The sequence below is a fragment of the Streptomyces sp. CB01373 genome (assembly GCF_002803075.1).
In the GTDB taxonomy this organism is placed as follows: Bacteria; Actinomycetota; Actinomycetes; order Streptomycetales; family Streptomycetaceae; genus Streptomyces.
In genome coordinates this window covers 14,168-40,603 of sequence record NZ_NNBK01000007.1, presented here as the reverse complement: position 1 = coordinate 40,603, position 26,436 = coordinate 14,168, and the positions used below count along the sequence as shown (strand labels likewise).

Genomic DNA, 26,436 nt, shown 5'->3' with positions numbered 1-26,436 from the left:
TTCCCGTCCGCTGACGAGGGCGGAGTTCTCGCACGCTGGGCAGGGGGTTGGCAGATACGGCGACCAGCCGCTGGCACCGCCACAGCCGACTCACCGGCGCTCACAGCCGCCTTCTCCTTGTCGGGCAAGCGCTCTGTCCCCTTGGCGAACGTCTCCTGCGCCCGCGAATCCTCGCATCGAAGCGCAGCGTTGTCTCAGATGTCGCGTCCGCCACGGGATTACTGCCCGTCTTGTACCAGCGCCCCCCAGAAGGTTTCGGACTCTTCGGCAATGCCGTCGGTGGAGAATTGATGTAGGTGATGCCTCATGCTGCGAGCTCCCTGTGCTCATCGGACGGATGCCTGTCTCCATCTCAGTGATCAACCACGTAATGGGCACGTTAAGTTGACACACCTTGAGGCTGCAGGGAAATGATCAACGCCTGCAGGCTAGGCGGCACCACCTGATTCGGGAATGCGACGGGGAATCCGCCGGTGCGAATGTCTGGACAGGCGGCGACTGTTACGGCCCATCGGAAGTACCACAGCGGATATGCTCTGGGCCGGAGCGCGGGACACCCGAGTGAAGGGTGAGGGATGCAGATCAAGCCACGCCGGCATCTGCTTGATATATGGCAGGCGGTGTCACGCCATTCGATTGAGAGCGGTGAATGGGGCTGGGGTGAATGGGGAGGCCTCAGCAGTGCTGCCGGCGCCGAGCGGCTGTTGTGCCTGATGGTTCCGGCCACGGAGATTGCCGCATTCTGGCTGGACGACCCGGACATCATAGGAAGCGACGTGCGGACCGCGCTGAAGGATGTTGGCGGCCGGACGGAGATCCCGGCGAAGCCGGTGCTCATCCTCGCCGTGTTCATGGGCACCTACACCGCCGAGGACGAGAGGCCCAGCTTCGCGGGCGGACATTCCATCCAGGACCTGTTCTCCGAACGCCCCCTCACCTTCGACCTGCTGACTCGTGAGCAGCAACGGCTCGCTGAGGTGTTACGCCTGCGGTGGGAGATCACTCAGCGGAACTGGTCCGGCATCGTCCGGTTCGGCGACGTCGGGCCGCTGGAAGACAGCCTCTGGCGCACGACCGGACAGAGCATGGAGTCCGTGTACTTCTCGCTGCCGGCCGTTTCCATCCCGTTTCACGACCTGCTCCGCCGCCGCGCCACCGACGAGGACCTCACCCGTACCGTCGCGGTGAAGGAACGGCTCGCCGAGCGCAGCCGGATCAGCAGCCGGATGACGGAAGACGACACGGCGATCGTCCTGCATGCCCCGGGCGTGCGACTGGTGCTCCAGGACGCCGGCCGGTGGGACGACGTCCAGGCCGTCTATCCGAACGCGCCAGCCACGGAGCGGCCGCCGTCCTGGAGTTTCACCGAACGTGTCGTCGAATGCATGGTGGCCGACCCGCGGCTCTGCGGCCGGCCGCCGCTCCACAGCATCGAACTGGTCGGCAGTGTCTCCTCGCTGCCCAGCGACGCGACCCACCTCCTCGGCAAGGAACTCCTCGAACCCACCTCGGGCCCGGACACCTCCCTCAGCCTCGCGCCCCTGTCCGTCGAGGCCGGACTTGCCCGGGCACGCGAGGTCCTCAACCGGCAGCCCGGCACCACGATGGAACTCATCCTCAGAGTCCTGGCCGAGCTCGACAGCCTGGTGCGGGCCAGGCGCGACGCCTCCCGGGGAGAGTGAACGGTGCTCGTCTTCGCCGCTTCGGACAAGGGCGGCACCGGCCGCTCGGTCACCAGCGCCAACATCGCCTTCCGGCGTGCTCTGGCCGGGGACGACGTCTGCTACCTGGACTTCGACTTCGGGTCGCCCACTGCCGCGGCGGTCTTCGACGTACCGAGCGCCATGGATGGCGTCGGCCGGGGTGGCCTCCACTCCTACCTTCAGGGGCAGGCGCACGAGCCGGTCCGGCTCGACGTCTGGGCACACACCGAGCACCGGGCGCTGCGCCACCGCCCCGCCGGCTCCGGCAATTTCGTGCTCTTCCCCGGCGACCGCAGCGGCGGCGAGTTCGCCGTCGGCAACGACTCCATGATCCGCTGCACCGACCTCTTCCTGAGGCTCCACAGCGAGTTCGACATGGTGCTGGTTGACCTCAGCGCCGGCCGCAGCTACGCCGTCGACCTGGCGCTCGAGGTCACCGCGCGGCCCGAGCTGCACGGCGTCGGCGCCCGGTGGCTGATCCATCACCGCTGGACCCGGCAGCACGTGATCGCCGCCTCCGGGTTCGCCTTCGGCCCACGCGGCATCGTCAGCGGCGGCATCGCCCGCGGTCACGACGCCGAGGAACTACGCGGCAGCATGCGCTTCGTACGGGCCGCCGTGCCCGACCCCGGGACGCCGCCGTGGCCCTCAGCACCGTCTGCCCAGTCCGCATGGATGCGCACGTGCGACCAGGACCTCCATCGGCTCGCCGCCGACCGCGGCGTCGGCCACAGCGCGATGCTCGGCTCCGTACCGCTCGAACCTGTGCTGCAGTGGCGCGAACAGCTCATCACCGAAGAGGACGTGCTCTCCAGCAGGGTCGCCGGACCGGAGACCTTGAAAGCGTTCCAGGACCTGGCCGGGAAGCTCACCGACGACGATGCCTGGGGGATGCCGTGACCGAAACCGGAACCAGCGCCTTCTTCAGGGAGACGACCGCCGAGCCGCGCACCCAGGCGGTGCCGCTCGCCCATGTGTCACTCGAACTCGGCCACCCCTCCACGGAGGACTTCGAGGCCGGTCCGGAACGGCTGCGCGAGCACTTCGCCCGGGTCCGGCCCTGGGCCGACACGGCACGCACGGTCGCCGCCGCCGGCGGGCGCAGGCCCCGGGTGAGCACCTGTTTCCTGGTGGACGAATACTGCACCACCTCCGCCACCCCCGCCGCACTCCTTCCCGTACTGCTCGCCGAGGCCGAACGGGCCGGCCTTGTCATCGACTACCTGGCCCGCGAGTCCGGCTGCGCCCTCGCGGACGGCGTCACCGTCGCCGAAGGGGTCGAGGCACGCCTCGTCGAGTCACCGCCCCCTGGCAGTGACGGCTCGCGGCCCCCGGTCGGCGAGACCGGCTGGCTCGCCAACGGTCGCCGTTCCCCGGGTCCACGGACCGCGGCGGCGATGGCCGACGCCGTCGACTGGCAGCCGCCGGCCGAGACCACCGCCCGAAGGCACTCGGTCTTCCTCGACGCCGAGCTCTGGGACGAGCCCGGCGGCCGGCGTGTCTGGTCGTGCTCGTTCCTGGCTGCAGTCTGGCAGTTGGCCAGGCTCGGTCTGCTGCGGCATTTCGGCGAACCCGTTCTCCAGCCCGTGCCATGGACGGCCGGCGAGGACTTCCCGGACCACTGGGACGCGCTGCCGCCCGTGATCCGGCTCAACCCCTCCGCCGCGCCCTTCTCCGCCTACCGCACCTGCTCCGTTCTGCCGTCCCGCCTCCTGCCGGTCGAACATGCGGTGCGGGTCGTCCTCGACCAGGTGCACGTCGAGCCGCATGCTCTCGCCCAAGTCTCCGAGCGCGCCCTCGGCGAGGGCCTGCCGGTACCCGAGGAGATCCCCGACCGCATCTCCTACGTCTTCCACGAGGGCCCCTGACATGGCCCGGCCCGCCGACACCGGCGTGCGTACCGAGCAGAGCCCGGAGCCGGTGCTGGTCTTCGGCGAGGTGCACACATGCCTGCTGCAGCACCGCCAGGCACTGACCGGGAGCGGCGCCGCTGACCTGTTGCGGCTGAGGGCAGGCGAGCGGGTCCGGCTCTCCGAGCGACCCAACCTGTACGTCCGCTCGCCCGACGTGCCGACCGGCGTGGACTGCCATCTGCCCTCCGCCTCCGGCGCCAAGGTCCGCGCCGTCGGCACCGTCATCGCCGGCGCAACACTCACCGAGGGCCGCCTGCTCCAGGCCGGCGCCCACTGCACGGTCACCGCCGTCGGCCCCGGCCGGCGCCGCCACTGGGGCCACTACCTGGCCCGCCCCGGCGTGGTCGAGGCATTCGGCACGCTTCCCGAGCGGGACGTCGCCGACGGCTGTCTCGGCCACGGCCGCCGCCCCGGTGACCTCGACCTGGGAGCGATCGCCGACCGTACGCTCACCCGGGTGCTGCGGGACCGCGCACTCGACAAGCAACCGCCTTTCAAGTCCCAGGTCTCCCGGCTGCGTTGGGTGGCGCTACGGACCGCCGACGGCGAAGGGCCCTCCTTGGAGCAGTTCACCCTCGCCGGGAACGGACTGCGTACGGCGGAGCTACGGCTACCCGCGGGCATCCCTGCAGCCGCCGCCGCGGGGTTCTGCCATGACCTCGCTCTGCATGACTGGCTGCTCACGACCCTCATCAGGATGGTCGAGCGCAGCCGGCTCGGCTCGACCGACGGGCGGGACGCGCTGACGGCGCTGCGCCCCGCCGTCGACCACCTGATGCATTTGTGGATGCCGGCAGCGCGCGTGGACCTGTCCCTCCGGCCTCTGTGGGAGGCGTTGGAGGGCGAACCCGGATTCACCAGGCAATGGCAGATCCTGGTGCAAAGGATCAGGGACCAACTGGCCCTGCAGGCCGCCGCCCGCCTGCATCCCTGACTGCCCACCGACGGGAGCGGGCCCTGATTTCAGATGCGGACGAACGCCGCCCCCCGGACGAGAACACGACGCATGGCTGAACGGTCGAACACGCCTGGTGGCGCTGCACTTTCCGCACCGCCCGCAGATTCTGCTCAGGACGCTGAACTCCGCGATGGTCGGGCAGTCGGCCATCTGCTCACCAACCTCACCGAACAGCCGAAAGCCTGGAAACTGACCGCCTCGATCCTTGTGGGCGGCGCGGCGGTCACCCGCAGTGCGACGACCGCTGGGGACGGCCGCCCCGGCGATCGTACGGGACTTCGTCCGCGTGGAGGTCCTCCGGCTCACCGCACTGATGGAGAACCCCGGCCCAGAGATCGTCGACGGGGAGGGAGAGGTCCACGACTCGATCGCGGCGCTCACCCGTTGCGTCGCCCTGACCATCGGCGCCACCAACATCTGGGCGGACCGGGCCCGTTGGGGGAGCGAACTCGGCGCTCGGTACCTGCGCGCACAGCGCGAAGCGATCGGAACGTGGTGTGCGAATCCGGTGAGATCGGCTCCGACTCGCGCGGAATCGCCGCCAGGACCGTCACCGACCTGAGCTCCCATCGGATCGAACAGTTCAGGACGCTCTGGAAGGCTTGCCAGTAGCGTCGGCAGCGGCGCCGGCGGCCGTCCAGCCCGCAGCGCGAGGACTCAGTCCGGTCCCCCCGGCTGTGAAGGACGGTGGCCCGGCACCGAGCCCGGTGCACACTGGGGGACATGCATCACGGACAGGTGCGGCATGCGGCCGAGGGGGACCTGGCGGCTATCGCGGCTCTGGAGGCGCGCGCGTTCCCCGGCCTCAGCTATCCGTACTTCGCACTGCGCCAACTGTTCGACGTCCATGGCCACCACATGCTGGTCAGCGGCGACGGCGGCGGGGGGCTTCACGGCTACGTGCTCCTGGCCGGCGACGGCAACGGCCGGTCGTGGCTCCTCGCGCTCGCGGTCGATCGCACCCATCGGCAGCAGGGTCACGGGCGCCGCCTGCTCGACGCAGTGCTCGGTCTCGCGGACGACAGGGAACTCGGCGCGGTCTGGCTGAGCGTGGCGCCGGACAACCACCCCGCTCTGCGGCTGTACCGGACGGCGGGCTTCTGCCTCGCCGAGCGGCGCCGCGACTACCTCGGGCCGGGCCAGGACCGCCTGGTGATGGTCCGTGAGGTACCCCGCCGGACCCCTTAGCCCGTGCCTGCCGTCACCCGGCAGGCAACCGGGCCGTCACAGCCGAGCACAACGCCCTCGCCCGGGCGTCGGTGTAGTCCTGCAGTATGCCGACCGCCTCACGCCGATGCGATGCGGCGGCGGACGGATCGCCGGTCCTGTCCAGGGCAGCTGCCAGGTTCTCCAGCGCGCCTGCGACCCGCCAGTCGTCGCCGAGCTCCCGGAACTCCGTCACGGCGAAGCGGTGGAACTGCACGGCTTCCTGCGCCCGGCCCAGTGCCTGGTAGGCCAGCCCGGTCATGTCGAGCGCAGCCCCCTCCATCGCCTGGTCACCCAGGAGCCGGCCGATCGACGCGGCTCGCTGAAGCGCGGCCAGTCCGTCCTCGGCCCGGCCTGCCGCGAGGCAGATCCGCCCGAGTTCGGTCTCGCACTGGCCTTGATAGATGACGTTGCGGGTCTCGTACGCCAAGTGCAGAGCCTGGCCGATGTGCCGGTCCGCCTCGGCCAGAAGACCCGTTTCCCGGTCGATCGTCGCCTCGACCCAGAGGCATTCCGAGCGGGCTCCGGGGCTCTCACCCTCGTGCAGTTCCCGGAGCGTGGCCGCCACGCACTCGCGGGCCTCGCTGTGGGCACCCGCGTCGAGCAGCGCCTCTGCCCGCCCGATGAGTCCCCATACGATCCAAAGACGCAGACGCAGCCGTCGGGCGATGTCCAGCGCTTCCTGGTACGACCGCAGGGCTTCGTCGAGTCGCCGCCCCAGCCGCAGCGCGTGCCCCAGCATGACCAGCGCGGCGATCGTCTGCCACGCGTCGTCGACCTGACGGGCGGCTGCCAGCGCGGCGCGGCTGTGCTGGACGGCCTCCGTGACACGGTGCGCCTGCCGGTGCGCGATGCTCATGCCGACGAGAGTGACGGCCTGGCCGAGCAGGTCCTCGGACCGCCTGGCGGCCAGAAGCGCTTGGCTGGCCATCGGCAGCCAGCCCTGCACGGGATACCGGTCCAGAAAGGGCGTACGCAACAGGGCCGGCAGCTTCCACGCCACCTCATGGAGGCTGGCCTCGGCTGCCGTCCTGCTGACCGCCACCAGGTTGTCGGTCTCCACGGTGAACCAGGCCATGGCCCGTTCGTAGTCCGAGACGTCCGGAAGCCCCGGTAGGCCGGCCCGCGCAGGATGCACATGCCAGTCGTCGGCGTACTGCGCGTCGTGTACCTCGGCAGCCGCCGCCATTGCCTCCAGGTACCACTCGCACAGCCGCCGCACCGCGGCTTCGCGGCCTTCCGGCGTCTCGTCGTTCACCGCCTGCTCGAAGGCGAAGGCCCTGAGCAGGTCGTGGAATTGGAAGCGGTCGTAGGCGGACGCGGAGATCAGATGCGTGCCGGCCAGGGAGTCGAGCAGCCGCCGCGCGGTGACGGTGGAGACGCCTGCCAGGGCCGCCGCGGCATGCACCGAGAAGTCCGGCCCGGGGTGCAGGCCCAGCAGCCGGAACATGCGGGCGGCCTCGCCGCCCAAGGCCCGGTAGGACCAGGCGAACACGGTGTGCACCGCGTCGCCGTCGCCTTCCTCGTCCGCCGACAGCGCTGTCCAGAGGAAGGACTCGTCCTGCAGATCGCTGATCAGCTCGCTGAGCGGCATGTGCGGCCTGGCCGCCGCCCGCTCGGCCGCGATGCGCAGTGCCAGGGGAAGACGCGCGCACAGACGGGCGAGCTGGATCAGTTCCGGCTCAGGGTCGGGGCCGCGGTGTCCCCAGGTGCTGTCCCGTAACAACCGCACGGCCTCGTCCTCGGGGAGGACGTCGAGGTCCAGCCGGTGCGCACCGTCCCTGGCCACCAGCCCGGACAGCCGGTCACGACTGGTCACCAGCACCATGCAGGAAGCGGTCCCGGGAAGCAGCAGGCGCACTTGGCGTACGGCCGCGGCGTTGTCCAGCACGATGAGCATGCGCCGCCCGGCCAGCAGGGACCGGTAGAGCGCAGCCTTGTCCTCGGGGTCGTCAGGGATCGCACCCGGAGCGACCCCCAGCGCACGCAGGAATCGCTCAAGCGCCTGATCCGCGGTGACAGGTGGTCCCGCGTCGTAGCCCCGGAGATTGATGTGGAGCTGGCCGTCGGGGAATCGGTCCTTGACCCGGTGCGCCCAGTGCGTCGCGAGGGAGGTCTTGCCGACGCCGGCGCTGCCCGCGATCGCCGAGATCACGACGGTCTGCGATCCCTCTGCGCTGCGGGCCAGGATGTCGTCGAGGCTGTCGAGCGCAGCCTGCCTGCCGACGAATCCCCTCACGTCCGCGGGGAGTTGCCGTGGGCTCGGCCCCAGCGCGCGGTCCGCGTGGTGGAAGTGGATCCCGCCGGTGACATCGCGTGCCTGGACCACGTCCCACGCGTTCCCGGACATCTCGGAGCGCGTCGTCCCGGACCGGTCGGGACTGCGCTCGTCCCGCTCTTCGGCGCCCCCCATCGGCACGGCCTCCCGGTCGCCGGCAACTGACTACCGCCCATTCGGCGTCCTCCTCAGTCAACCAGCTGAAGCGTCCATCAGCTGACTTATGCAGAATATTTGACGGGTCGTCGATCTGGCTGCGATCCGGGCGAATCCTTAACCTGGAGCGGTGGCTGTCTCAGCGGATCCTGAGGTCGTCGTTGTCGGGCACGGAGTGGCGGGGCTGACCACCGCACTGGTGCTGTCGGAGGCGGGAAGGGCGGTGACTGTTGTTTCCGACCGGGCGTCTCAGCGTACGACCTCGGCGGTGGCCGGGGCTCTGTGGGGGCCGTACGTCTTCGATGATCCCCGGGTGCTGGACTGGAGCCTGCACAGCCTGCCGGACCTGACGGTGATCGCGGCCGATCCGCGGTCCGGTGTCCGCATCGTCCAGGGGATCGAGGCCTCGCACGAGCCGGCTGTGCCACCCGTCTGGCTGCGTTCGGTGAGCGGATTCGCCATCTGCGATCCGTCCGAACTGCCGTCCGGGTTCGGCTGGGGGTGGACCTACCGGGCGCCGGTCTTCGACATGCCCGTCTACCTTGAATACTTGATGCGCCGTCTGATCGCGTCCGGGGCCACCGTCCGACTGCTGGACGGCCCGCTGCGTGACCTGGACCAGGCGCTGGGCATCGCTCCGGTGGTGGTCAACTGCACCGGACTGGGGGCCAGGGAGCTGGTGGACGACCGCGAACTGGTCTCGAGCTGGGGCCAGTTGGCGATCACGGACAATCCCGGGATCGACGGCTTCTTCTCCGACTTCCCCGAGAGCGAGGACCCCACCTACTGGATCGCGCACCCCGACCACGTCGTCCTGGGTGGGATGGTCAGGCACGGCAGAGACGACCTGCGGCCGGACCCGGAGGCCGCCGAGCGGATCGTGGCGCGCTGTGCCGCTGTCCTGCCCGCACTCGGCCGTGTCCGGGTCAGGGAACTCCGGGTCGGACTAAGGCCGGTGCGGCCGCGTGTACGGCTGGAGCGCAGCACCCACCACGGCGCTACCGTGGTGCACAACTACGGTCACGGGGGCTCGGGCGTCACGTTGTCGTGGGGTTGCGCGCGGCAGGTTCAGTCCCTGATCGGTTGAGGAGAGGAATGCCGTGTCCCTGTCCCTGCCGTTGGACGCCGAGCGCTACCACCCGGACCCGCGAGAACCCGTGGACCGCTGGTTCCAGACGGCGAGCGCCTCCAACGTCCGCACGACGATGGCGGTCGTCGCGGACCTCGTGGGCCCGTCGTGCAGTGCCGTCGTCGATCCCTTCGCCGGCGGGGGCAGCTCGGCGACGGCGGCCCGGCTGATGAACCTGCCGTTCTTCGGGATCGAGACCGATCCTGTCCTCGCTTGCGTCAGCCTGACGAAGAGCCGGGCCACCGTCCGCCATGCCCGGATGCTCCGGCGACTGCCGCCGATCCACGACGTCAAGGACCTGCTGTCGGTGTTGGCGATGCTCCCCGCGTGCGGCAGCGCCGAAGAGGTGGCCGTCGCGTCCTGCCTGGCCGTCGTGCTGGCGCTGCGGGCCTCGCGCGGTACTCCGCTCGGGTACGAGGAGATCACCGGCGATCTCGCGCGCCACAGGCCCCCCGCTGCCACCGGTCGGCTGGTGTGCGCGGACGCGACAGCCCCGGCCGGCTGGCGCGACCTGCCGGTTCCGAAGGAGGGCGCCGTGCTGTACACCTCGCCGCAGTTCGGACGGCGGTCGCCGTTGCTGGGCGCCCCGCCGCGGTTGACCGCATCGGCTCGCGACGTTCTCGCCGCCGCCGAGGCCGCACACGGGCGGGAGGCGGCCCCGGAGGATTCGGGCTTCGCGGGAACCACCGTGGCCATGCTGCGTCAGGCGGCCTCGATGATGCGGCGTGCGACGGTGGTCGTCGAGCACGAGCCCGACGACGACGGACACGACGCGACGGAGGAGACCCTGGAACGGGCCGCCGCGGCTCTGCCAGGACGGGTTTACGACGCACGGGTCATCGCCTGCGGACAGTTCACCTGGCGCGGGCCGCTGTCCCTGATCGTCTTCGATCTGCGGTGAGGATGCGATGACGTCCTCGACAGTGAGCGGTTCGACCCGCTCCCGGCCGTGGCGATGAGGGCGGCCAAGGGGCCTTATGCCACAGGAGGGCATATGAACAAGCAGCTCATCGTCCTGGTGACCGGAACGGCCGTGGTGCCACCAGAGGCTCGCAACCTGATCACCGACCGTGGGTTTGCACTGCGGGAGGTCACAGACGACCACGTGGGCGCCGAAGACCTGCATGCGGCGCTCGATGGCGTCTCCGGGTACCTGATCGGCGGATATGAGGAGCCGGAGCCCACCCATTTCGAACGAGCCGTGACCCTGGAAGCCGTCGCGTTCGTCGGCACCGACTTCCGGAGCTACGTGCCAGGCTGGCACACGGCGTACGACCTGGGGATAGCTTTCGCGAACACACCGGGCGAGAACGCGGCCTCGGTCGCGGAGTTCACCGTCCTGCTCGCGCTCGCCCTGGCCCGCCCGTTCACCGCCGCCATTGTGAGAACCCCGCATTCCCCGGCCGACCCGATCTCCACGGCATCGCCTCCCGAGGGCCGCGAGCTGGGCGGTCGTACCCTGGGAGTGGTCGGAGCAGGCAGGATCGGGGCACGCGTCGCCACGATCGCCCAGGGACTGGGCATGAGCGTGCTGTACACGTCCCCGAGGCGCAACCAGGCGCTCGAGGCTGCCACGGGCATCGCGTACACCGACCTCGACGGCCTTCTCTCCCGGTCCGACGTGATCAGCCTGCACCGCCCGGGGCCCACTGCGGACGAACCGCCGATACTCGGCAGACGCGAGCTGGCGATCTGCAAGGACGGCGCCCTGCTGGTGAACACGGGCCATCACGATCTCATCGATCCTGTGGCGCTCGCCTGGGCCGTCGAGCACAGGAGCCTCCGGGCCGCAGTGGACGGCCTTGGACCCGGTGACGCCTGGGCCGCGCTCACCGCGCTCGGCCCGGAACGTTTCCTGTCCGTCCCCCAGATGGGCTTCCTCACCCGGGACGCGGGGCTACGCGCCGGCCTGCGCGCCGCCCGCGCAGTGTGCGACGTGCTGTCAGGGACCGGTTCGCCCGACGTCACCAACCCCGACTTCCGCGAACGGCGGGCAGCCGTGCGGCACGGCGGCGGCGAATGACGCCGGGGAGCCGAGGCGGGCGGAGCTGCCGGGCTCAGCACGGCGCGAACGGCTTGGTCTGGTAGGGGAGGGCGTCTTTCGCGCCAGCGGGACCCCGGGGAGACCTGGCGTACGTCCTGTGCAGCCACCGGTCGTGGCCGTCCCAGCGTGGCGTGAACGCGGTGCGACCGTGGACGACGCGAGCGTTGTCCAGGATCAGCAGGTCACCGGGGCGCATCCGCACCGTGTCGGTGACCTCGTCCAGCGCCTCGGACAGCGCCCGCAGGGCTCGACGGGCCGATGGGTCGCCGGGCTGCAGCAGGTCGCGGTCGAAGGCGAGCCGAGGATCACCTGGAACATTGTCGACGACCAACACGTGAGCCTGCGGGCTCGATCCGTCCGTATGACGGAAGGCCAGGTCAGTGCCGCACGTCATACGGTGCTCGCGCAGGACCTCCAGCTCGGCGGCCGCAAGCAGCGGCAGCGCGGCCCGGGCGGTCGCCACGGTTGTCCCGGCAGCGCCGTCGTGGTCCGCGCGTGAGCACGCGAGCAGCAGGAAATCCGGCCGCCACCGGTGGTAAAGCATTTCCGAGTGCAGGGACAGCGGAGTGGTCGAGCTCTGTGCCGACAGCGGATGGGCATTCGGTGACGGACAGATGTCCTGAAGCAGACTGCCCGAGTGCAGCTCGCGGTAAGCGGTGGGCACACCCATTGCCGTGCATATCGCCAAGAGCCAGCCTTCCATGGCAAGCAGCGGGCGCTCGACCGGGGCGCGCCTGTTGTCAGGCGTACTCGGCAGCGCGCCGGGTGCGCAGGGAAGATCCGTCACGTGAAGATAGCCATGGCCGTCCTGTCCCGTTCTCAGCGCCTCCAGGCGCTCCAGAAGCGGGCCTGGCAGTATGGCGGCCACCTTGGCTGCGGCGCGGACGAACGCCGCGACATCGTGACGCGGCACCACGGGCAACGCCATGGACAGGTCGTAGAATTCGTCGTGCCATTCCCCGCACGACATGTGTACGGAACGCCCTATGACCATGGCCCGTCACTCGGCTCCCCACGGCGCCAGGGAGTCGTAGAACCGGCAGCGTGCGTCGAGCGCCGCGCTGACGCCGTACTCGATGTCCGCCCTGTTCGAGGGGACTGCCGCGGCGGCGTCGATCAGCGACTCGAGGAGCTCGGTGTGCCGTGTGTCGGCTTTCATGTTCTCGGTGAAGTACGAGAGGTCGGCCGTCGGGAAACGGGACCGGACGGCGGCTTCCAGCGGGCGGAATTCGGTGAGCGACAGATACTCGTTCGCGTAACAGAAGGCTCCCACGCCTCGCCAGGCGCTCGACGTCGTGAGTTCGCGCTGCGTCTTGAGGAACGCAAGCGTTCCGTCGGTCGGAGGGCAGTCGAGTCGGTCCCTGTCAACTCCCATTGACTTGAGTAGGTTGTCGAGCAGCACGGCGTGGGCCTGGTCGGGATTCCCCTCACCGAACTCCTCCCACAGGTTCTCGGCGAGCACCGTCCTCATGCGGAAGTCATCGGCGCACGAGATCAATAAACCGATGGACCGGGGAAAAGCATACGACACGTGGCGTTCCTGAAGCCCCCAGGCGACGAGATGCTCGGGACTGGCCCTGCCGGAGGCCACCAACGCAAGGAACGGGTGGCAAAGCACTCGGTGCTGATCCACGAAGCTCCGCAGATGTTGCGATGTTGCGTACGTGGCGTCCACCTCCGCACTGTCCAATCGGCTCAGTCTTGCGCTGACGGCGTCTCCGCCCCGGGGGCGGGTGGCGGGGGAGGCGGAGCGGGGGTGTTGAAGGTCAAACCGGAGAAGTCCCGCCCTTGAACCACGTGCCCGTACTGGGTGCCGCCGCTGACCGTGTTGTGGGCGTCGCCGCCGCCGGTCCGCATAACTTTCGCCTGTTCATGCCACTGCCGCAGGCCGGCGGAGAACTCCGGATCCACCGCGGCGCGCGTCGTCAGTGCGGTGCTCAACGCCCGTGCACGCGCCGTATCCCCGGGCTCCTCCTGTAGCCGGATCAGCTCCGCCTCTCCGGTGCTGACAGCCGGAACCTGCGCGGACGCGTTTTGGCCGTGCCCGAACGGGCGGCGTACCAGCGAGGTGAGCCCCACCCACGCCTGGTGGCCGAGCGCACCGGCGGCGCCTCCTGCCAGTTCCGCGAGCAACGCCGCCGACACCGGATCCATGCCCCCACCGCCCTCGGTGCGCCCTGCCCGACCAGGAATGGACACGTTACCGGTCCGGCGATGCCTCGCGGGAGGTAAGTGCGGAATTGGCGCATAATGTGGCCGCTCACCATCCGCACCTCGTGTGGGGGCTGACGCTGGGTCTGGTGGTGCCCACCATCCACGGGACGACGGGCCGCGGGGCGCTTGAGAAAGGACCGGCAAACGCAGTGGGGGCCGTCCCGGCGGACGGCCCCCACGGATGGAACACAGGTCAGCTGACCGTCAGGGCGGTGTCATCGACGACGAAGCTCGTGTAAAGGATGGAGTCCTCCACACCCGTGAACTTCAGGGTGACCGTGGAGCCCGCGAACGAGGACAGGTCGAAGGACCTCAGCTGGTAACCGGCGGCGGCGTTGAGGTTCGAATACGTCGCCAGCGTGGTCGACCCGGCAGTCACCGTCAGCTTGTCGTACGCGGAGCCGGTGGTGGACTCCGCGGTGTCGATGTGCAGATAGAAGCTGAAGGTCGCCTTGCAGCCGGCCGGGATCGTCACCGACTGGGACAGCGTGTCGGTGTGCGTGGTCCCGTACCCGGCGAGCCAGGCCTTCCACGAACCGCTGCGCGCCGGCTGGTTCTGGTTGTTGTCGATCACGCCGCTGGTCGTGGTCCAGACGGTGTTGCCCGACTCGAAGCCCGGGTTGCCCAGCAGCTGGGCCGAGGTGCACGAGCCGCCGCCGGAGGTGCTGACCGTCCAGGTGAAGGAGGCCGAGTCGGACGAACCCTTGCTGTCGGTCGCCGTCACCTTGGTGCTGTATGCGGTCGCCGTGGTCGGGGTGCCGGAGATGACACCGGTCGAGCTGTCGATCGACAGACCGGCCGGCAGACCCGTCGCGCTGTAGGTGAGCGCTCCGCCGTTGGTGGTGGAAGCCGAGATCTGCAGGCTCACCGCCTTGCCCACGGTGGCGGACTGGTCACCGGGGTTGGTGATGGTCACGCCCGAGGACGGCGGCGTGATGTGGCTGCCGACGTTGATCCCGGCGAACGCGTTGCCCACACCGGCGTACTGGGTGGAGTTGGTGCCGTACAGCGCCGCGGCAGCGTTCAGGGCGGCGGTGCGGGCACCGGCGTAGTTGGTGCTGGACGTCATGTACGTGGTCAGCGCCTTGTACCAGATCTGCAAGGCCGCAGCCTGGCCGATGCCCGTGACGGCGACGCCGTCCGAGGTCGGGCTGTCGTAGCTGACGCCGTTGATGGTCTTGGCGCCGCTGCCCTCGGCCAGCAGGTAGAACATGTGGTTCGCCGGACCGGACGAGTAGTGCACGTCCTTGCTGCCCACTGTGGAGGACCAGTAGTCGGCGGAGGCGCCGTCCTTGCTGGGCTTGTCCATGTAGCGCAGCGGGGTGCCGTTGCCGTTGATGTTGATCTTCTCGCCGATGAGGTAGTCACCGGGGTCCGAGGGGTTGTTGGCGTAGAACTCCACGCCGGTGCCGAAGATGTCGGAGGTGGCCTCGTTCAGGCCGCCGGACTCACCCGAGTAGTTCAGCTTGGCGGTGTTGGCGGTGACGCCGTGGCTCATCTCGTGGCCGGCGACGTCCAGCGAGGTCAGCGCGTGCGTGTTTCCGGAGCCGTCGCCGTAGGTCATGCAGAAGCAGCTGTCGTCCCAGAAGGCGTTGACGTAGTTGCTGCTGTAGTGGACCCGGGAGTAGGCCGCGACACCGTTGTTCTTGATGCCGTTGCGGCCGAAGGTGTCCTTGTAGAAGTCCCACGTCGTCTGGGCGCCGTAGGCGGCGTCCGCGGCCGCGGTCGCCGTGTTGGACCCGGATCCGTTGCCCCAGACGTCGTCGGAGCTGGTCATCAGGGTGCCGGTGCCCGAGGTGCCGCCGTTGAGGGTGTACGTCTTGTGGCCGCCGCGGGTGGTGTCGTACAGCTGGTACGTCGAGCCGGACAGCGTGGTGTTCAGCGTCACCGTGCCGCTGTACTGGGTGTTGCCGGTGCCGGTCATGACGGACTCGAAGCGGTTCAGCTCGTCGCCGGTGGTCGCGTCGGTGATGACATGCAGCTTGCTGGGCGTGCCGTCGTCCTGGAAACCGCTGACCACCGTCTCCCAGGCGAGCTTCGGGCTACCGTCGCCGGCCCAGATCACCTTGCGGGCGCTGTCCGTAGCGGGCTTCTCGGCGTCGAGGGCCCTGGCCGTCTTCAGCGCCTTGGTCTCGGCGGCCGACTTGGTGATCGCCGCGGTGGTGGTGGACACCTTGAGGGAGCGCTTGTTGTTGAAGGTGGTGCTCACCGTGCCGGACGCCTCGGAGGCCGGCGGGGTGTGCACGACCAGGTCGCCGCCGAGGACGGGCAGACCGTCGTAGGTGCGCTCATAGCGGGTGTGCAGCGTACCGTCGTTGTCCTTGACGACGTCCTTGACGACCAGCTTCTCCTTCGAGCCCAGGCCGAGGGAGCGCGCCGTCTGCGCCGAGCTGTCCTCCGCGCTCTTGAACAGCGCGGTGCGCTGGGCGCCGGTGAGCTTCGCCTGCAGCGCGCCCGTTCGCAGGGAACCGTCGTGGGGGGCGGGTTTGGCGGTCGCGGGGACGGCCTGAGTGCCGAGGACGAGCAGGGCGGTGGACGTCACCAGAGCGCCTGCTGCCATCGCCCGACGGGGATTGTGTCTCACTCGTACTCCTCCTGCTGCGGCCGCGAGTCCTGCGGCCGTTGAGAGACCGGGCAGACGGGACGTGCTGTCCGGAACGAGCTGAACGGTGCGTGGGGAACCGTCACACCGCGACGGTCCGGTCGTGGCTGGAGGAAGAGTGGCAGCATTGATCGGTTCATGTCACTCGGCAAACGCCGATTCGAGGGTTATCCCTCACCGCCCCTGGTGCCGTCCAGCGGCACCCCGGGCAAGACCGGCACGCGCGAGTGCGCTCGGCCGCGCCTCACCTTCGGGGGGCGTCGCCGGCCCACACGTGGACGTAGTCGCGATCCGACGGGTCGCGCTCCTGGAAAGCGGTGTGGACGCCCGCCCGGCACCGTGGCGGCGACCGCCGGGCTCCTTCGAGGTGGCGCATGTGTCCCTTATGGTGATTTTTGATGCAAGGTCTCCGCGGGCAGGATGGAGTTGGGGCCGTGACGTTCGCGGAGTCGGCCGGTGGCGGTCGGTCCACGCCCTCCCCCGAGTCGGCCCCGAAGTCCCGGCCACGGTCCTGGGCACCGCTGCTGGCGGTGTGCACCGGGTATTTCATGGTGATCCTGGATGTGACGGTGATCAACGTCGCCGTGCCGGTGATCGGCCGGGAACTGTCGGCCTCGCTCACCGGCATCCAGTGGATCACCGATGGGTACACCCTGGTCTTCGCCGGCCTCCTGCTGACCGGTGGCGCGCTGGGCGACCGGCTGGGCAACCGCCGCGTCTTCTGCTCGGGCGTGGCGGTGTTCACCCTGTCCTCGGCCGCGTGCGCGCTGGCGCCGAACGCCCCCTTCCTGGTGGTGGCGCGGCTGGTGGAGGGGCTCGGCGCGGCGCTGATCGTGCCAGGGTCCCTGGCCCTGCTCCAGCAGGCCTACCCTGCGCCGGCCGCACGCTCGCGCGCCTTCGGGCTGTGGGGTTCGATGGCGGGCATCGCGGCCTCCGCCGGGCCGCTGCTGGGCGGGCTGCTCGCCTCCACGGTGGGCTGGCGCTGGGTGTTCCTCATCAACCTGCCCGTCGGTATGGCCTGCCTGGTGCTGACGCTGCGGCATGTGGGGCGCTCGCCCCGGCACGCCGCGCGACGCCTGGACTGGCCGGCGCAGTGCGCGGTCGTGGCGGCAGTGGCGCTGCTGACCGCGGCGCTCAACGAGGCCGGACGGCGGGGGTGGTCCGCTCCGGCCGTTCTCGCCGGGCTGGGGCTGGCCGGGCTGGCCGCCGCGGCGTTCGCGGTGCGTGAGCGGCTGGCCCGGTCTCCTGCCCTTCCGCCAACCCTGCTGCGGTCTCGTACGATGATCGGCGGAGCCGTCATCGGCCTGCTGTTCAACTTCGGCTTCTACGGCATGGTGTTCACTGCCAGCCTGGAGTTCCAGCACCAGCGCGGCTTCAGCGCCCTCGGCACCGGACTGGCCCTGTTCCCGGCGGTGGCGATGACCATGTTCGCCTCCGTCCTGTCCGGGCGGCTGACCCGCCTCACCGGCGATCGTCCGCTGGTGATCTCCGGCATGCTCGTGGCCGCTCTGGGCCTGGCCGGCTGGGCCTCATCGGGAGCCGACCCCGCCTACGCGGTGCTGGTGGCCCCGATGATGGCCGCGGGGTTCGGTACCTCCTTCGCCCTCACCGGTTCAACCGCGACCGTGATGGGCGCCGCGCCCCCGGCGTATGCAGGGGCTGCCTCCGCCCTGTTCAACACGACTCGCCAGGTCGGCAGCGCGACCGGCGTGGCGCTCGGCGGCAGCCTGCTCGCCACGGCCACCCACTACAACACCGGGCTGCGCACCAGCATGGCCATTGGTGCCCTCGCCTACCTGACCGCCGCAGGCCTGGCGTGGCTGTGCGTGCCGGCGAAGCCCAAAGGAACGTAGCGCGTCTTGAGGCCGTCGGGCAGGCGTTCTCCGACAGGCACGCGCACACGCTGAACACACCAGGCGATTCCGCGGGTGAGCTTGCTCCGCTGGAGAATCTGCTCTCTTACGCGCCCCAGAGCGTGACGTGCACCGGGGGCCGGAAGCGGGAGGGCGGGACGCCCGCGCCGGGCGCGCGCATGATGCGGGTCGCTGCGGGCGTGTGCAGGAAGTGCAGGAACGCGTCGGTGGCCGGGGAACGATGCTCGGCCCGCAGGACGGTGGCGTGCCATGTGGCGTCCGATGGCGTGGCCGGGGTCTCCAGCACGCGCAGCTCGTCACGCCGGATGCGGGGCGACACCAGATGGGCCAACGCCGGTGCCACCCCAGCGCCCTCGGCGGCGGCCGCCCAGGTCGCGGCCTGGTTGGGGAACACCCACACGTGTCCTTCGGCCACTTTGAGCCGACGCAGCAGCCGCCCGGAGTCCGCGTCCGGATCGGTCCCGGAGGAATCGACGAGCCACGACCACTGCGGCGGCGGACCGGGCGGCCGCGGCGACCTGGCGCCGATCACCACGACCAGCTGGGTGCGGAACAGTGGCTCGCTGACCAGTTCGCCTCCATGGTCGGCGCCGAGATACGGCCCGAGCGCGACGTCGGCCAGCCGGTTCTCGACCAGCACACGTATCTCGTGGCCGGCGGCCACCCCGAAGGAGGTCTCGGCCCTGTGCCCTGAGCGGTCGGCGAAAGCCTCCACGAGCGAGGGGAGCACGAACTCGGCCAGCGTGCTCGTGGCGACGACCCGCAGCTCGTCGGGCGCACCCCGTGCCGTCCGTACCGCCGCCTCGGCATCCGCGCTCAGCGCGACCATCTGCGACGCGACCGGCAGCAGCCGCGCGCCCGCGGGCGTCAGACGCATCCCGCCGCCGCCGGTGCGCCGGATGAGCGGATCGCTGTAGTGGGTGCGCAGCGCGGTCAGCGCCTGCGATACGGCGGACTCGCTCACCCCCAGGGCTCGCGCCGCGGCGCCGACCGAACCGAGCCGGGCGACCAGCACGAAGGTGCTGAGCTGTGTGACGGTCACTACCTGATTTTCCTGCATTTGCACGGATAAGTGAATGCTTATCGACCCATTGCATGTCCGGTGTGGAAGAGCGCAGCCTGAAGAGCACAGCGTTTCAGGAGGGCCCGATGCAGGTTCCAGCTGCCTTCCAGTACGAGACGGCCACCAGCATTGAGCACGCGATCGAGCTGCTCACACGCTACGGCCCCGAGGCCCGCGTGGTGGCGGGCGGACACAGCCTGCTGCCGATGATGAAGCTGCGGCTGGCTCAGCCCGAAGCCCTGATCGACATCAACGGCCTCGGCGAGCTGGCATTGATCCGGGTGGACGGGCACGACCTGGCCGTCGGAGCGATGGTCCGCCACGCGGAGCTGCTCGCCTCGCCGGTCGTCGGCGAGCACTTCCCCATCCTGCGGGACGCGGAACGGGTCATCGCAGATCCGCTCGTACGCAACCGCGGCACCGTGGGCGGCTCGCTGTGCCAGGCCGATCCGTCGGAGGACCTGTCCGCCGCGTTCTCGGCACTGCGGGCGACTCTCGTCGTACAGGGCCCCGGCGGCAGGCGCACCATCGGGATCAGGGAGTTCTTCCTCGGTCCGTACGAGACCGCGCTGAACGAAGCGGAGCTTCTGGTGGAGATCCGCGTGCCCATCCGTTCGCACGCCAGCGCCTACCGCAAGGTCGAGCGCCGGGTCGGCGACTGGGCGGTCGTCGCCGCGGGAGCGGTGCTGGAGATCTCCGACGGTGTCATCACCGAGGCCGGGATCGGGCTGACCGCGGTGGGCGCCCCACGGTTCGTGTCCGAGCAGGCCGAGAACTTCCTGCGCGGCGGACGGCCGGACGACGAGGGCTTCGCGGAGGCGGGCCGGATCGCCGCGCAGGAGTGCAGGCCGACGGCCGACCAGCGCGGCCCGGTCGACTACAAGCGGCATCTGGCCGGGGAGCTCACCACGCGGGCGCTGCGCGTCGCCGCCGCACGTGCCCAGGGGCAGGAGGCGTGACATGCGGATCACCGTGACCGTGAACGGCGAGCAGCACACGAGGGACGTGGAGCCCAGGCTGCTGCTCGTGCACTTCCTGCGCGACGAACTCGGACTCACCGGCACCCACTGGGGCTGTGACACCTCCAACTGCGGGGTGTGCGCCGTCTGGCTGGACGGGACGCCGGTCAAGTCCTGCACCGTGCTCGCGGTGATGGCCGACGGCCATGAGGTGCGGACCGTCGAGGGACTGGCGCACGGGACCGAACTCGACCCGGTGCAAAAGGGATTCATCGCCTGCCACGGGCTGCAGTGCGGCTTCTGCACACCGGGGATGATGATGACCGCCCGCTGGCTGCTCGACCACAACGCGGATCCGTCCGAGGAGGACATCCGCGAGGCCATCTCCGGACAGATGTGCCGCTGCACCGGTTACGAGAACATCGTGCGCTCCATCCGCTGGGCCGCCGAGCACGGCGGCGGGCAGGGGACCGCCGACGCGGGCACCGAGTCGGCGCCCGGCCGCGAGGAGGTGCGGGCATGACGACCACCGAGGAGCGGCCGGTCGGCTTCGGGCGCATGCCCCGCAAGGAGGACGCCCGGTTCGTCCGCGGCCACGGAACCTACGTCGACGACGTACGGCTGCCCGGAATGCTGCACGGCGCGATCCTGCGCAGCCCGCTGGCCCACGCCCGGATCGTGTCCGTCGACACCAGCGCAGCCGAGGCGCACCCGAAGGTCAAGGCCGTGATCACCGGGGAGACCCTGACCGGTCTCGGGCTGGCCTGGATGCCCACGCTCTCGTACGACACACAGGCGGTGCTCGCCACCGACAAGGTGCGCTTCCAGGGCCAGGAGGTCGCCTTCGTCGTCGCCGAGGACCGCTACGCAGCCCGGGACGCCCTCGAGTTGATCGACGTGGAGTACGACCCGTTGCCGCCGGTCGTCGATGCCCGACGAGCGCTCGAGCCGGACGCGCCGGTGATCCGCGACGACAAGGAACACCAGACTGACAACCACATCTTCGACTGGTCGGCGGGTGACAAGGAGCGAACCGACGAGGTCTTCGCGGCCGCCGACGTCGTGGTCGAGCAGGACATGCTCTACCCCCGGGTGCACCCGGCCCCGCTGGAGACCTGTGGCACGGTGGCGGACATGGACGCCATCACCGGCAAGCTGACGGTGTGGTCCACCACCCAGGCCCCGCACGCCCACCGCACGATCTACGCGATGGTGGCCGGCATCCCGGAGCACAAGATCCGGATCATCTCCCCGGACATCGGGGGCGGCTTCGGCAACAAGGTCGGCATCTACCCCGGCTACGTGTGCGCGGTCGTCGGCTCGATCGTCACCGGCAAGCCGGTGAAGTGGGTGGAGGACCGCTCGGAGAACCTGATGAGCACCTCCTTCGCCCGCGACTACCACATGCACGGCGAGATCGCGGCGACGAAGGACGGGAAGATCCTGGGCCTGCGCGTCCGTGTCATCGCCGACCACGGCGCGTTCAACGCCACCGCACAGCCGACGCAGTTCCCGGCCGGCTTCTTCGGCGTCTTCACCGGCTCGTACGACCTGGCCGCCGCGCACTGCACCGTGACCGGCGTCTACACCGACAAGGCACCCGGCGGTGTCGCCTACGCGTGCTCGTTCCGCGTCACCGAGGCCGTGTATCTGGTCGAGCGGATGGTCGACGTGCTCGCGGACAAGCTCGGCACGGACCCGGCCGAGCTGCGGATGCGCAACCTGCTGCGGCCCGGGCAGTTCCCGTACAGGACGCAGACCGGGTGGGAGTACGACTCCGGCGACTACCCTCGCGCCCTGCGGCTGGCCATGGACATCGCGCACTACGAGGACCTGCGCCGAGAGCAGGCCGGGAAGCGCGAGCGTGGCGAGCTCATGGGGATCGGAGTCAGCTTCTTCACCGAGGCCGTCGGCGCGGGCCCGCGCAGGCACATGGACATCCTCGGACTGGGCATGGCCGACGGTGCCGAGCTGCGGGTCCACCCGACCGGCAAGGCCGTCCTGCGGATCTCCGTACAGACCCAGGGGCAGGGCCACGAGACGACGTTCGCGCAGATCGTCGCCGAGGAACTGGGCATCCCGCCCGAGGACGTCGAGGTGGTGCACGGCGACACCGACCAGACCCCGTTCGGGCTCGGCACCTACGGCTCCCGCTCGACGCCGGTGTCCGGAGCGGCGGCCGCGATGGTCGCCCGCAAGGTACGCGAACGCGCGAAGATCGTCGCCTCCGCGATGCTCGAAGTGAGCCCGGACGACCTGGAATGGGAGAAGGGCCGCTGGTACGTCACGGGCGACCCCGACCAGGGACGGACCATGGCCGAGATCGCGCTCGCCGCACACTCCAACCTGGAGCTGCCCGAGGGCGTCGAGGGCCACCTGGACGCGACCTGCGTCTACAACCCGCCGAACCTCACCTTCCCCTTCGGCGCGTACATCTGCGTCGCCGACGTGGACGCCGACACCGGCCAGGTGAAGATCCGCCGGTTCATCGCCGTGGACGACTGCGGCAACCGGATCAACCCCACGATCGTCGAGGGGCAGGTGCACGGCGGACTCGCCGACGGCCTGGGCATGGCGCTCATGCAGGTGATCGCCTTCGACGAGGACGGCAACTGCCTCGGCGGGTCGTTCATGGACTATCTCCTGCCCACCTCGGTCGAGTGCCCGTCCTGGGAACTCGGCGAGACCGTCACCCCCTCCCCGCACCACCCCATCGGCGCCAAGGGCGTCGGCGAGTCCGCCACGGTGGGGTCGCCCGCCGCCGTGGTCAACGCCGTGGTCGACGCCCTGAAGCCGCTTGGCATACGCCATGTCGACATGCCGCTGACGCCGGCCGTGGTGTGGCGGGCCGCGCAGGGCCGGCCCCTGCGCACCGACATGGCGATCACCTGAGGCACCCACGATGACGAACACCGAACTGCTGACCCGCGCGGATGTGCTCCGGCAAGGCCGTACGCCGTTCGTCCTGGCCACCGTCGTCCACGCGGAGCGGCCCACGAGCGCCAAGCCCGGGGACAGCGCGCTGGTGCTGCCCGACGGCACCGTCGAGGGCTTCGTGGGCGGCAGCTGCGCCGAGACGACGGTGCAACTGCAGGGCCTGCGCGTGCTGGCGACCGGCGAGTCGCTGCTGCTGAGGATCACGCCCGGCGCGGGCACCCGCACCGAAGGCGCGCAGGAGCCCGGAGAAGGCCTGGTCACGGTGGCCAATCCCTGCCTGTCCGGCGGGACGCTCGACATCTTCCTGGAGGCCAACCTCCCCCCGGCGCTGGCGTACGTCTACGGACACGCCCCCATCGCCCGCGCCCTGCTCGACGTCGGTCGCGTGGTCGGCCTCGACGCCCGGCCGGCCTCGCCCGGGGAGCCGCTGCCGCCCGATCTGGACGTCGTCGTCATCGCCACACACGGCCGCGAGGAGGAGACCGTACTCATCGAGGCCGCACGCGCCGGGATCCCGTACATCGGCCTGGTGGCCAGTCCGAAGCGCGGCGCCGCGGTGCTCGCCGGGCTGGACTTCACCGAGGAACAGCGCGCGCGTGTCCACACGCCGGCCGGTCTGGACATCGGCGCGCGGACCCCGGGGGAGATAGCGCTGTCGGTGTACGCCGAGATCATCGCGCTGCGGCCGAAGGCGGCGCGAGTCGTGCGCCCCGGAGCCGACACCGCCGCGCCGCAGAGCGTGGCCGAGGACGTGGATCCGGTGTGCGGCATGACCGTGGCGATCACGCCCGACACCCTCTCACTGGACCGGGCCGGCAACAGGGTGTTCTTCTGCGGGCCGGGGTGCCGGCACGCCTTCGCCGACGACCCCTCCCGTTACGCGCATGCCTGACCTCGACCCCGTACCCGATGTCCCCGACCTGCGCTCGCGTCTCGACACAGTCGGCTACCTGGCCGACGACGCCCTGGCCACGGCGCTGCTGCTGGCCGTGCGCATGCGGCAGCCGATCCTGCTGGAGGGCGAGCCCGGCGTCGGCAAGACCGAGGCGGCCCGCGCGCTCGCCGCCGTGCTCGACACCCCACTGATCCGGCTGCAGTGCTACGAGGGACTCTCCTCGGCCGAGACACTCTACGAGTGGAACTACCCCCGGCAACTACTGGCCATCCGACTGGCGGAGTCCCGCGGAGAGCCCCTGCGGGACGCCGACCTGTTCACCGAGGACTACCTGCTGCCACGGCCGCTGCTCGCCGCGATCTGCCACCCGGGACCGCGGCCGGCGGTGCTGCTCATCGACGAGGTGGACCGCGCCGACGACGAGTTCGAGGCGTTCCTGCTGGAACTGCTCGCGGACGCCGCGGTCACCATCCCCGAACTCGGCACCCGGACGGCCGCGGTGCCGCCGGTGGCCGTACTGACCTCCAACCGCACCCGGGATCTGCACGACGCGCTCAAACGCCGCTGCCTCTACCACTGGATCGACTACCCGGAGACCGCACGAGTCGCCGAGATCATCCGCAGACGGGTACCGGAGTCGGCCGAGTGGCTGGCCGAGCGCGTGGCCCGCGGGGTGGCACGCCTGCGTGCCCGCCAGGAACTCACCAAGCCGCCCGGCGTCGCCGAGGCGATCGACTGGGCGGGCGCGCTGCACACGCTGGGCTTCTCCGTTCTCGACGCCTACGCCGCCGACCGCACCCTCGGGGCCGTACTCAAGTACGCCGAGGACCTGGAGGCCGTGCGCCGGACCGGACTGGCGGAACTGGTCGACGCGGAAGCCCGCTCCGATGCCTGATCTGCCTGCACTGGCCGCCTCGTTCACCGCCACCCTGCAAGAGGCGGGGATCGCGGTGGGCCCCGACCGTACCCGCAGCTTCGCTCGGGCGCTCACCCTGCTGGCACCCTCGACGAAGCGCGAACTGCGACACTGCGCGCTCGCCACCCTGGTGTCCGACCCCGAGCAGATCGAGCTGTTCGACGAGGTCTTCCGCGAGGTCTTCGGCGGCCCGGCCGGCCGCGGAGCACAGCGCGGGCAACCCGGCGACCCGCCCCGATCGCTCCCGAACACCGTTCCCGGCCGCCTCCCCGCCACCTGGAAGTACACCGCGGACGGACGAGGCCGGGATGCCGACGCACAGCCGCGGGAGGCTCCCGTACCCCTCGCCGCCAGTCCGCTCGATCGTCTCGCGGGCCGCGACTTCGCTGACCTGACCGCAGAGGAACTGGCGCAGCTCTCCGAGGTGATGCGCGCCCTCGTGCTGCGCACCCCGACCCGGCCGTCCCGCCGACGCCGCACAGCGCACCACGGTGCACGCGTCGACGTGCGCCGCACCCTTTCCGACAGCCGGCGCACCGGCGGATACCCGCTGCGGCTACGCCGCTTCGCGCCCCGCGCCCGCCCCCGCGACCTCATCGTGCTCTGCGACATCTCCGGATCGATGGAGCCCTATGCCCGCGCGATGCTGCAACTGCTCTACTGCGCCGCCCGCGCCACCCGCGCCGAGGTCTTCACCTTCGCCACCCGGCTCACACGCCTCACGCCCGTCCTCCGGCGAGGCGGGCCGGACGACGCCCTGGCACGGGCCGGACGGGCGGCTCCGGACTGGTCCGGGGGCACCCGGATAGCGGACTGCCTGGCGGAGTTCAACGAGCGGTTTGGCCGGCGCGGCATGGCGCACGGCGCCGTGGTCACCATCGTCTCCGACGGCTGGGACACCGGCGCGCCCGCCGACCTCGCCACCCACATGGCGCGGCTGTCCCGGGTCGCCTACCGCGTCATATGGGTCAACCCGCGCACGGCAAGCCCGCGCTACCGTCCGCTCGTGGCCGGCATGGCTGCGGCACTGCCCTACTGCGACGCCGTCGTCAGCGCCCACAACCTCGCGGCCCTGGACGACTTCACCGCCGCTCTGTACGCCCGGCGCCGCCGATGACCCTCGATCGTCAGGGTCGCGAGCTTGTCGCCGGCGAGGACGAACTGGTAGCGGAGGACGAGGTGGCCGCCCGGGAAGTTGCCCTTGAGGTGGTTGACGATAGCGGGGTGGCCCGCGCGGTTGCTGTCAGGGCTGCAGCAGCCGGAAGTCGACAGCGTCGAACTGGTGGCCGTTGACCTGGAGTTGCACCTGGTGGGCGCCTGGGTAGTAGACGCGGGTACTGATCGGCCGGAACGAGTGCTCGCGTGTGAGCTCGATCGACTGGCCGGGGTTCAGGGAGCGTTTGGCGAGCTTGAAGACTTTCGGGGCGGTCTTGCCGTTCGCCTTCATGTGATGGATGACGTAGTCGATGGAGAGAGTCACCGGCTGCTGGGAGATGTTCGTGATCCGGGCGGTGAAGGTGAGGGCGCCGCCGAACGGGATGTCGGTCTCTTCGGGCAACGGTCCGACAACCGTGAGGTCGTCGCGGCTG

23 protein-coding genes are annotated in these 26,436 nt (G+C 70.4%); 16 read left to right on the top strand and 7 right to left on the bottom strand.

Annotated elements, in window-relative coordinates; genetic code table 11:
• The first annotated feature begins 575 nt into the window (after window positions 1-575).
• From CG719_RS12340 to CG719_RS12320, 6 genes are all read left to right on the top strand, one after another.
• Window positions 576-1,682, top strand: a complete 1,107-nt coding sequence (locus tag CG719_RS12340; protein ID WP_100568635.1) for a hypothetical protein — start codon at window positions 576-578, stop codon at window positions 1,680-1,682.
• Window positions 1,683-1,685: 3 nt separating this feature from the next.
• Window positions 1,686-2,603 carry an SCO2523 family variant P-loop protein gene (locus tag CG719_RS12335; RefSeq protein ID WP_100568634.1) on the top strand — a complete coding sequence of 306 codons (918 nt, stop codon included), beginning with the start codon at window positions 1,686-1,688 and terminating at the stop codon, window positions 2,601-2,603.
• Window positions 2,600-3,571, top strand: coding sequence for an SCO2522 family protein (locus tag CG719_RS12330; RefSeq protein ID WP_100568633.1), 972 nt, complete (start codon window positions 2,600-2,602; stop codon window positions 3,569-3,571). The genes CG719_RS12335 and CG719_RS12330 overlap by 4 nt, the downstream gene beginning before the upstream one ends.
• A gap of 1 nt (window position 3,572) precedes the next feature.
• Window positions 3,573-4,550 carry an SCO2521 family protein gene (locus tag CG719_RS12325; protein WP_100568632.1) on the top strand — a complete coding sequence of 326 codons (978 nt, stop codon included), beginning with the start codon at window positions 3,573-3,575 and terminating at the stop codon, window positions 4,548-4,550.
• Window positions 4,551-4,806: 256 nt separating this feature from the next.
• A complete protein-coding gene (locus CG719_RS35360) occupies window positions 4,807-5,136 on the top strand; it encodes a hypothetical protein (RefSeq protein ID WP_159024855.1) in 330 nt (109 codons plus the stop codon).
• A gap of 161 nt (window positions 5,137-5,297) precedes the next feature.
• Complete coding sequence (locus CG719_RS12320; protein WP_100568631.1) at window positions 5,298-5,762, top strand: GNAT family N-acetyltransferase; 465 nt, start codon at window positions 5,298-5,300, stop codon at window positions 5,760-5,762.
• Window positions 5,763-5,775: 13 nt separating this feature from the next.
• Here the strand turns inward: CG719_RS12320 and CG719_RS12315 are convergent, their stop codons facing one another.
• Window positions 5,776-8,193 carry an ATP-binding protein gene (locus CG719_RS12315; RefSeq protein WP_100568630.1) on the bottom strand — a complete coding sequence of 806 codons (2,418 nt, stop codon included), beginning with the start codon at window positions 8,191-8,193 and terminating at the stop codon, window positions 5,776-5,778.
• A 151-nt stretch (window positions 8,194-8,344) separates the two neighbouring features.
• Between CG719_RS12315 and CG719_RS12310 the strand changes: the two genes are divergently transcribed.
• The 3 genes from CG719_RS12310 (at window position 8,345) to CG719_RS12300 (ending at window position 11,366) form a co-directional block, all read left to right on the top strand.
• Entirely contained in the window at window positions 8,345-9,301 is a 957-nt protein-coding gene (locus tag CG719_RS12310) for an FAD-dependent oxidoreductase (RefSeq protein WP_100568629.1), read from the top strand.
• A 13-nt stretch (window positions 9,302-9,314) separates the two neighbouring features.
• Window positions 9,315-10,244, top strand: a complete 930-nt coding sequence (locus tag CG719_RS12305) for a hypothetical protein (protein ID WP_100568628.1) — start codon at window positions 9,315-9,317, stop codon at window positions 10,242-10,244.
• Window positions 10,245-10,337: 93 nt separating this feature from the next.
• Entirely contained in the window at window positions 10,338-11,366 is a 1,029-nt protein-coding gene (locus CG719_RS12300; protein ID WP_159024854.1) for an NAD(P)-dependent oxidoreductase, read from the top strand.
• Between the two features lie 34 nt (window positions 11,367-11,400).
• On the opposite strand, the gene CG719_RS12295 is transcribed toward CG719_RS12300, so the two are convergent.
• From CG719_RS12295 to CG719_RS12280, 4 genes are all read right to left on the bottom strand, one after another.
• On the bottom strand, window positions 11,401-12,315 hold the full coding sequence (locus CG719_RS12295) for a TauD/TfdA family dioxygenase (protein ID WP_159024853.1): 915 nt from the start codon (window positions 12,313-12,315) through the stop codon (window positions 11,401-11,403).
• 72 nt (window positions 12,316-12,387) lie between these two features.
• Window positions 12,388-13,062 (bottom strand): TenA family transcriptional regulator, encoded by a 675-nt coding sequence (locus tag CG719_RS12290; RefSeq protein ID WP_159024852.1) that lies wholly within the window; start codon window positions 13,060-13,062, stop codon window positions 12,388-12,390.
• 20 nt (window positions 13,063-13,082) lie between these two features.
• The gene (locus tag CG719_RS12285; RefSeq protein WP_100568624.1) at window positions 13,083-13,541 is read right to left on the bottom strand and encodes a hypothetical protein; all 459 of its coding nucleotides are present in this window, start codon (window positions 13,539-13,541) and stop codon (window positions 13,083-13,085) included.
• Window positions 13,542-13,794: 253 nt separating this feature from the next.
• Window positions 13,795-16,161, bottom strand: a complete 2,367-nt coding sequence (locus CG719_RS12280; RefSeq protein ID WP_100568623.1) for a M4 family metallopeptidase — start codon at window positions 16,159-16,161, stop codon at window positions 13,795-13,797.
• Between the two features lie 476 nt (window positions 16,162-16,637).
• On the opposite strand from CG719_RS12280, the gene CG719_RS12275 reads away from it, so the two are divergent.
• Window positions 16,638-18,056, top strand: coding sequence for an MFS transporter (locus tag CG719_RS12275; protein WP_234375535.1), 1,419 nt, complete (start codon window positions 16,638-16,640; stop codon window positions 18,054-18,056).
• A gap of 106 nt (window positions 18,057-18,162) precedes the next feature.
• Here CG719_RS12275 and CG719_RS12270 read toward each other — a convergent pair whose 3' ends face one another.
• On the bottom strand, window positions 18,163-19,119 hold the full coding sequence (locus CG719_RS12270; protein ID WP_100568621.1) for a LysR family transcriptional regulator: 957 nt from the start codon (window positions 19,117-19,119) through the stop codon (window positions 18,163-18,165).
• 107 nt (window positions 19,120-19,226) lie between these two features.
• Here CG719_RS12270 and CG719_RS12265 point away from each other — a divergent pair, with 107 nt between their 5' ends.
• Genes CG719_RS12265 through CG719_RS12240 form a run of 6 tightly spaced genes read left to right on the top strand, consistent with a single transcriptional unit; the run spans window position 19,227 to window position 25,964 of the window.
• Window positions 19,227-20,099: an FAD binding domain-containing protein gene (locus CG719_RS12265; protein ID WP_100568620.1), complete on the top strand. Its 873-nt coding sequence runs from the start codon at window positions 19,227-19,229 to the stop codon at window positions 20,097-20,099.
• 1 nt (window position 20,100) lies between these two features.
• Window positions 20,101-20,622 carry a (2Fe-2S)-binding protein gene (locus CG719_RS12260; protein ID WP_100568619.1) on the top strand — a complete coding sequence of 174 codons (522 nt, stop codon included), beginning with the start codon at window positions 20,101-20,103 and terminating at the stop codon, window positions 20,620-20,622.
• A complete protein-coding gene (locus tag CG719_RS12255; protein WP_100568618.1) occupies window positions 20,619-22,991 on the top strand; it encodes an aerobic carbon-monoxide dehydrogenase large subunit in 2,373 nt (790 codons plus the stop codon). Before CG719_RS12260 ends, CG719_RS12255 begins: the two co-directional genes overlap by 4 nt.
• 10 nt (window positions 22,992-23,001) lie before the next feature.
• A complete protein-coding gene (locus CG719_RS12250; protein WP_100568617.1) occupies window positions 23,002-23,928 on the top strand; it encodes an XdhC family protein in 927 nt (308 codons plus the stop codon).
• Entirely contained in the window at window positions 23,921-24,826 is a 906-nt protein-coding gene (locus CG719_RS12245) for an AAA family ATPase (protein WP_100568616.1), read from the top strand. Before CG719_RS12250 ends, CG719_RS12245 begins: the two co-directional genes overlap by 8 nt.
• Window positions 24,819-25,964 carry a vWA domain-containing protein gene (locus tag CG719_RS12240; protein WP_100568615.1) on the top strand — a complete coding sequence of 382 codons (1,146 nt, stop codon included), beginning with the start codon at window positions 24,819-24,821 and terminating at the stop codon, window positions 25,962-25,964. Before CG719_RS12245 ends, CG719_RS12240 begins: the two co-directional genes overlap by 8 nt.
• 126 nt (window positions 25,965-26,090) lie before the next feature.
• On the opposite strand, the gene CG719_RS12235 is transcribed toward CG719_RS12240, so the two are convergent.
• Window positions 26,091-26,405, bottom strand: a complete 315-nt coding sequence (locus tag CG719_RS12235) for a hypothetical protein (protein WP_100568614.1) — start codon at window positions 26,403-26,405, stop codon at window positions 26,091-26,093.
• Between the last annotated feature and the right edge of the window lie 31 nt (window positions 26,406-26,436).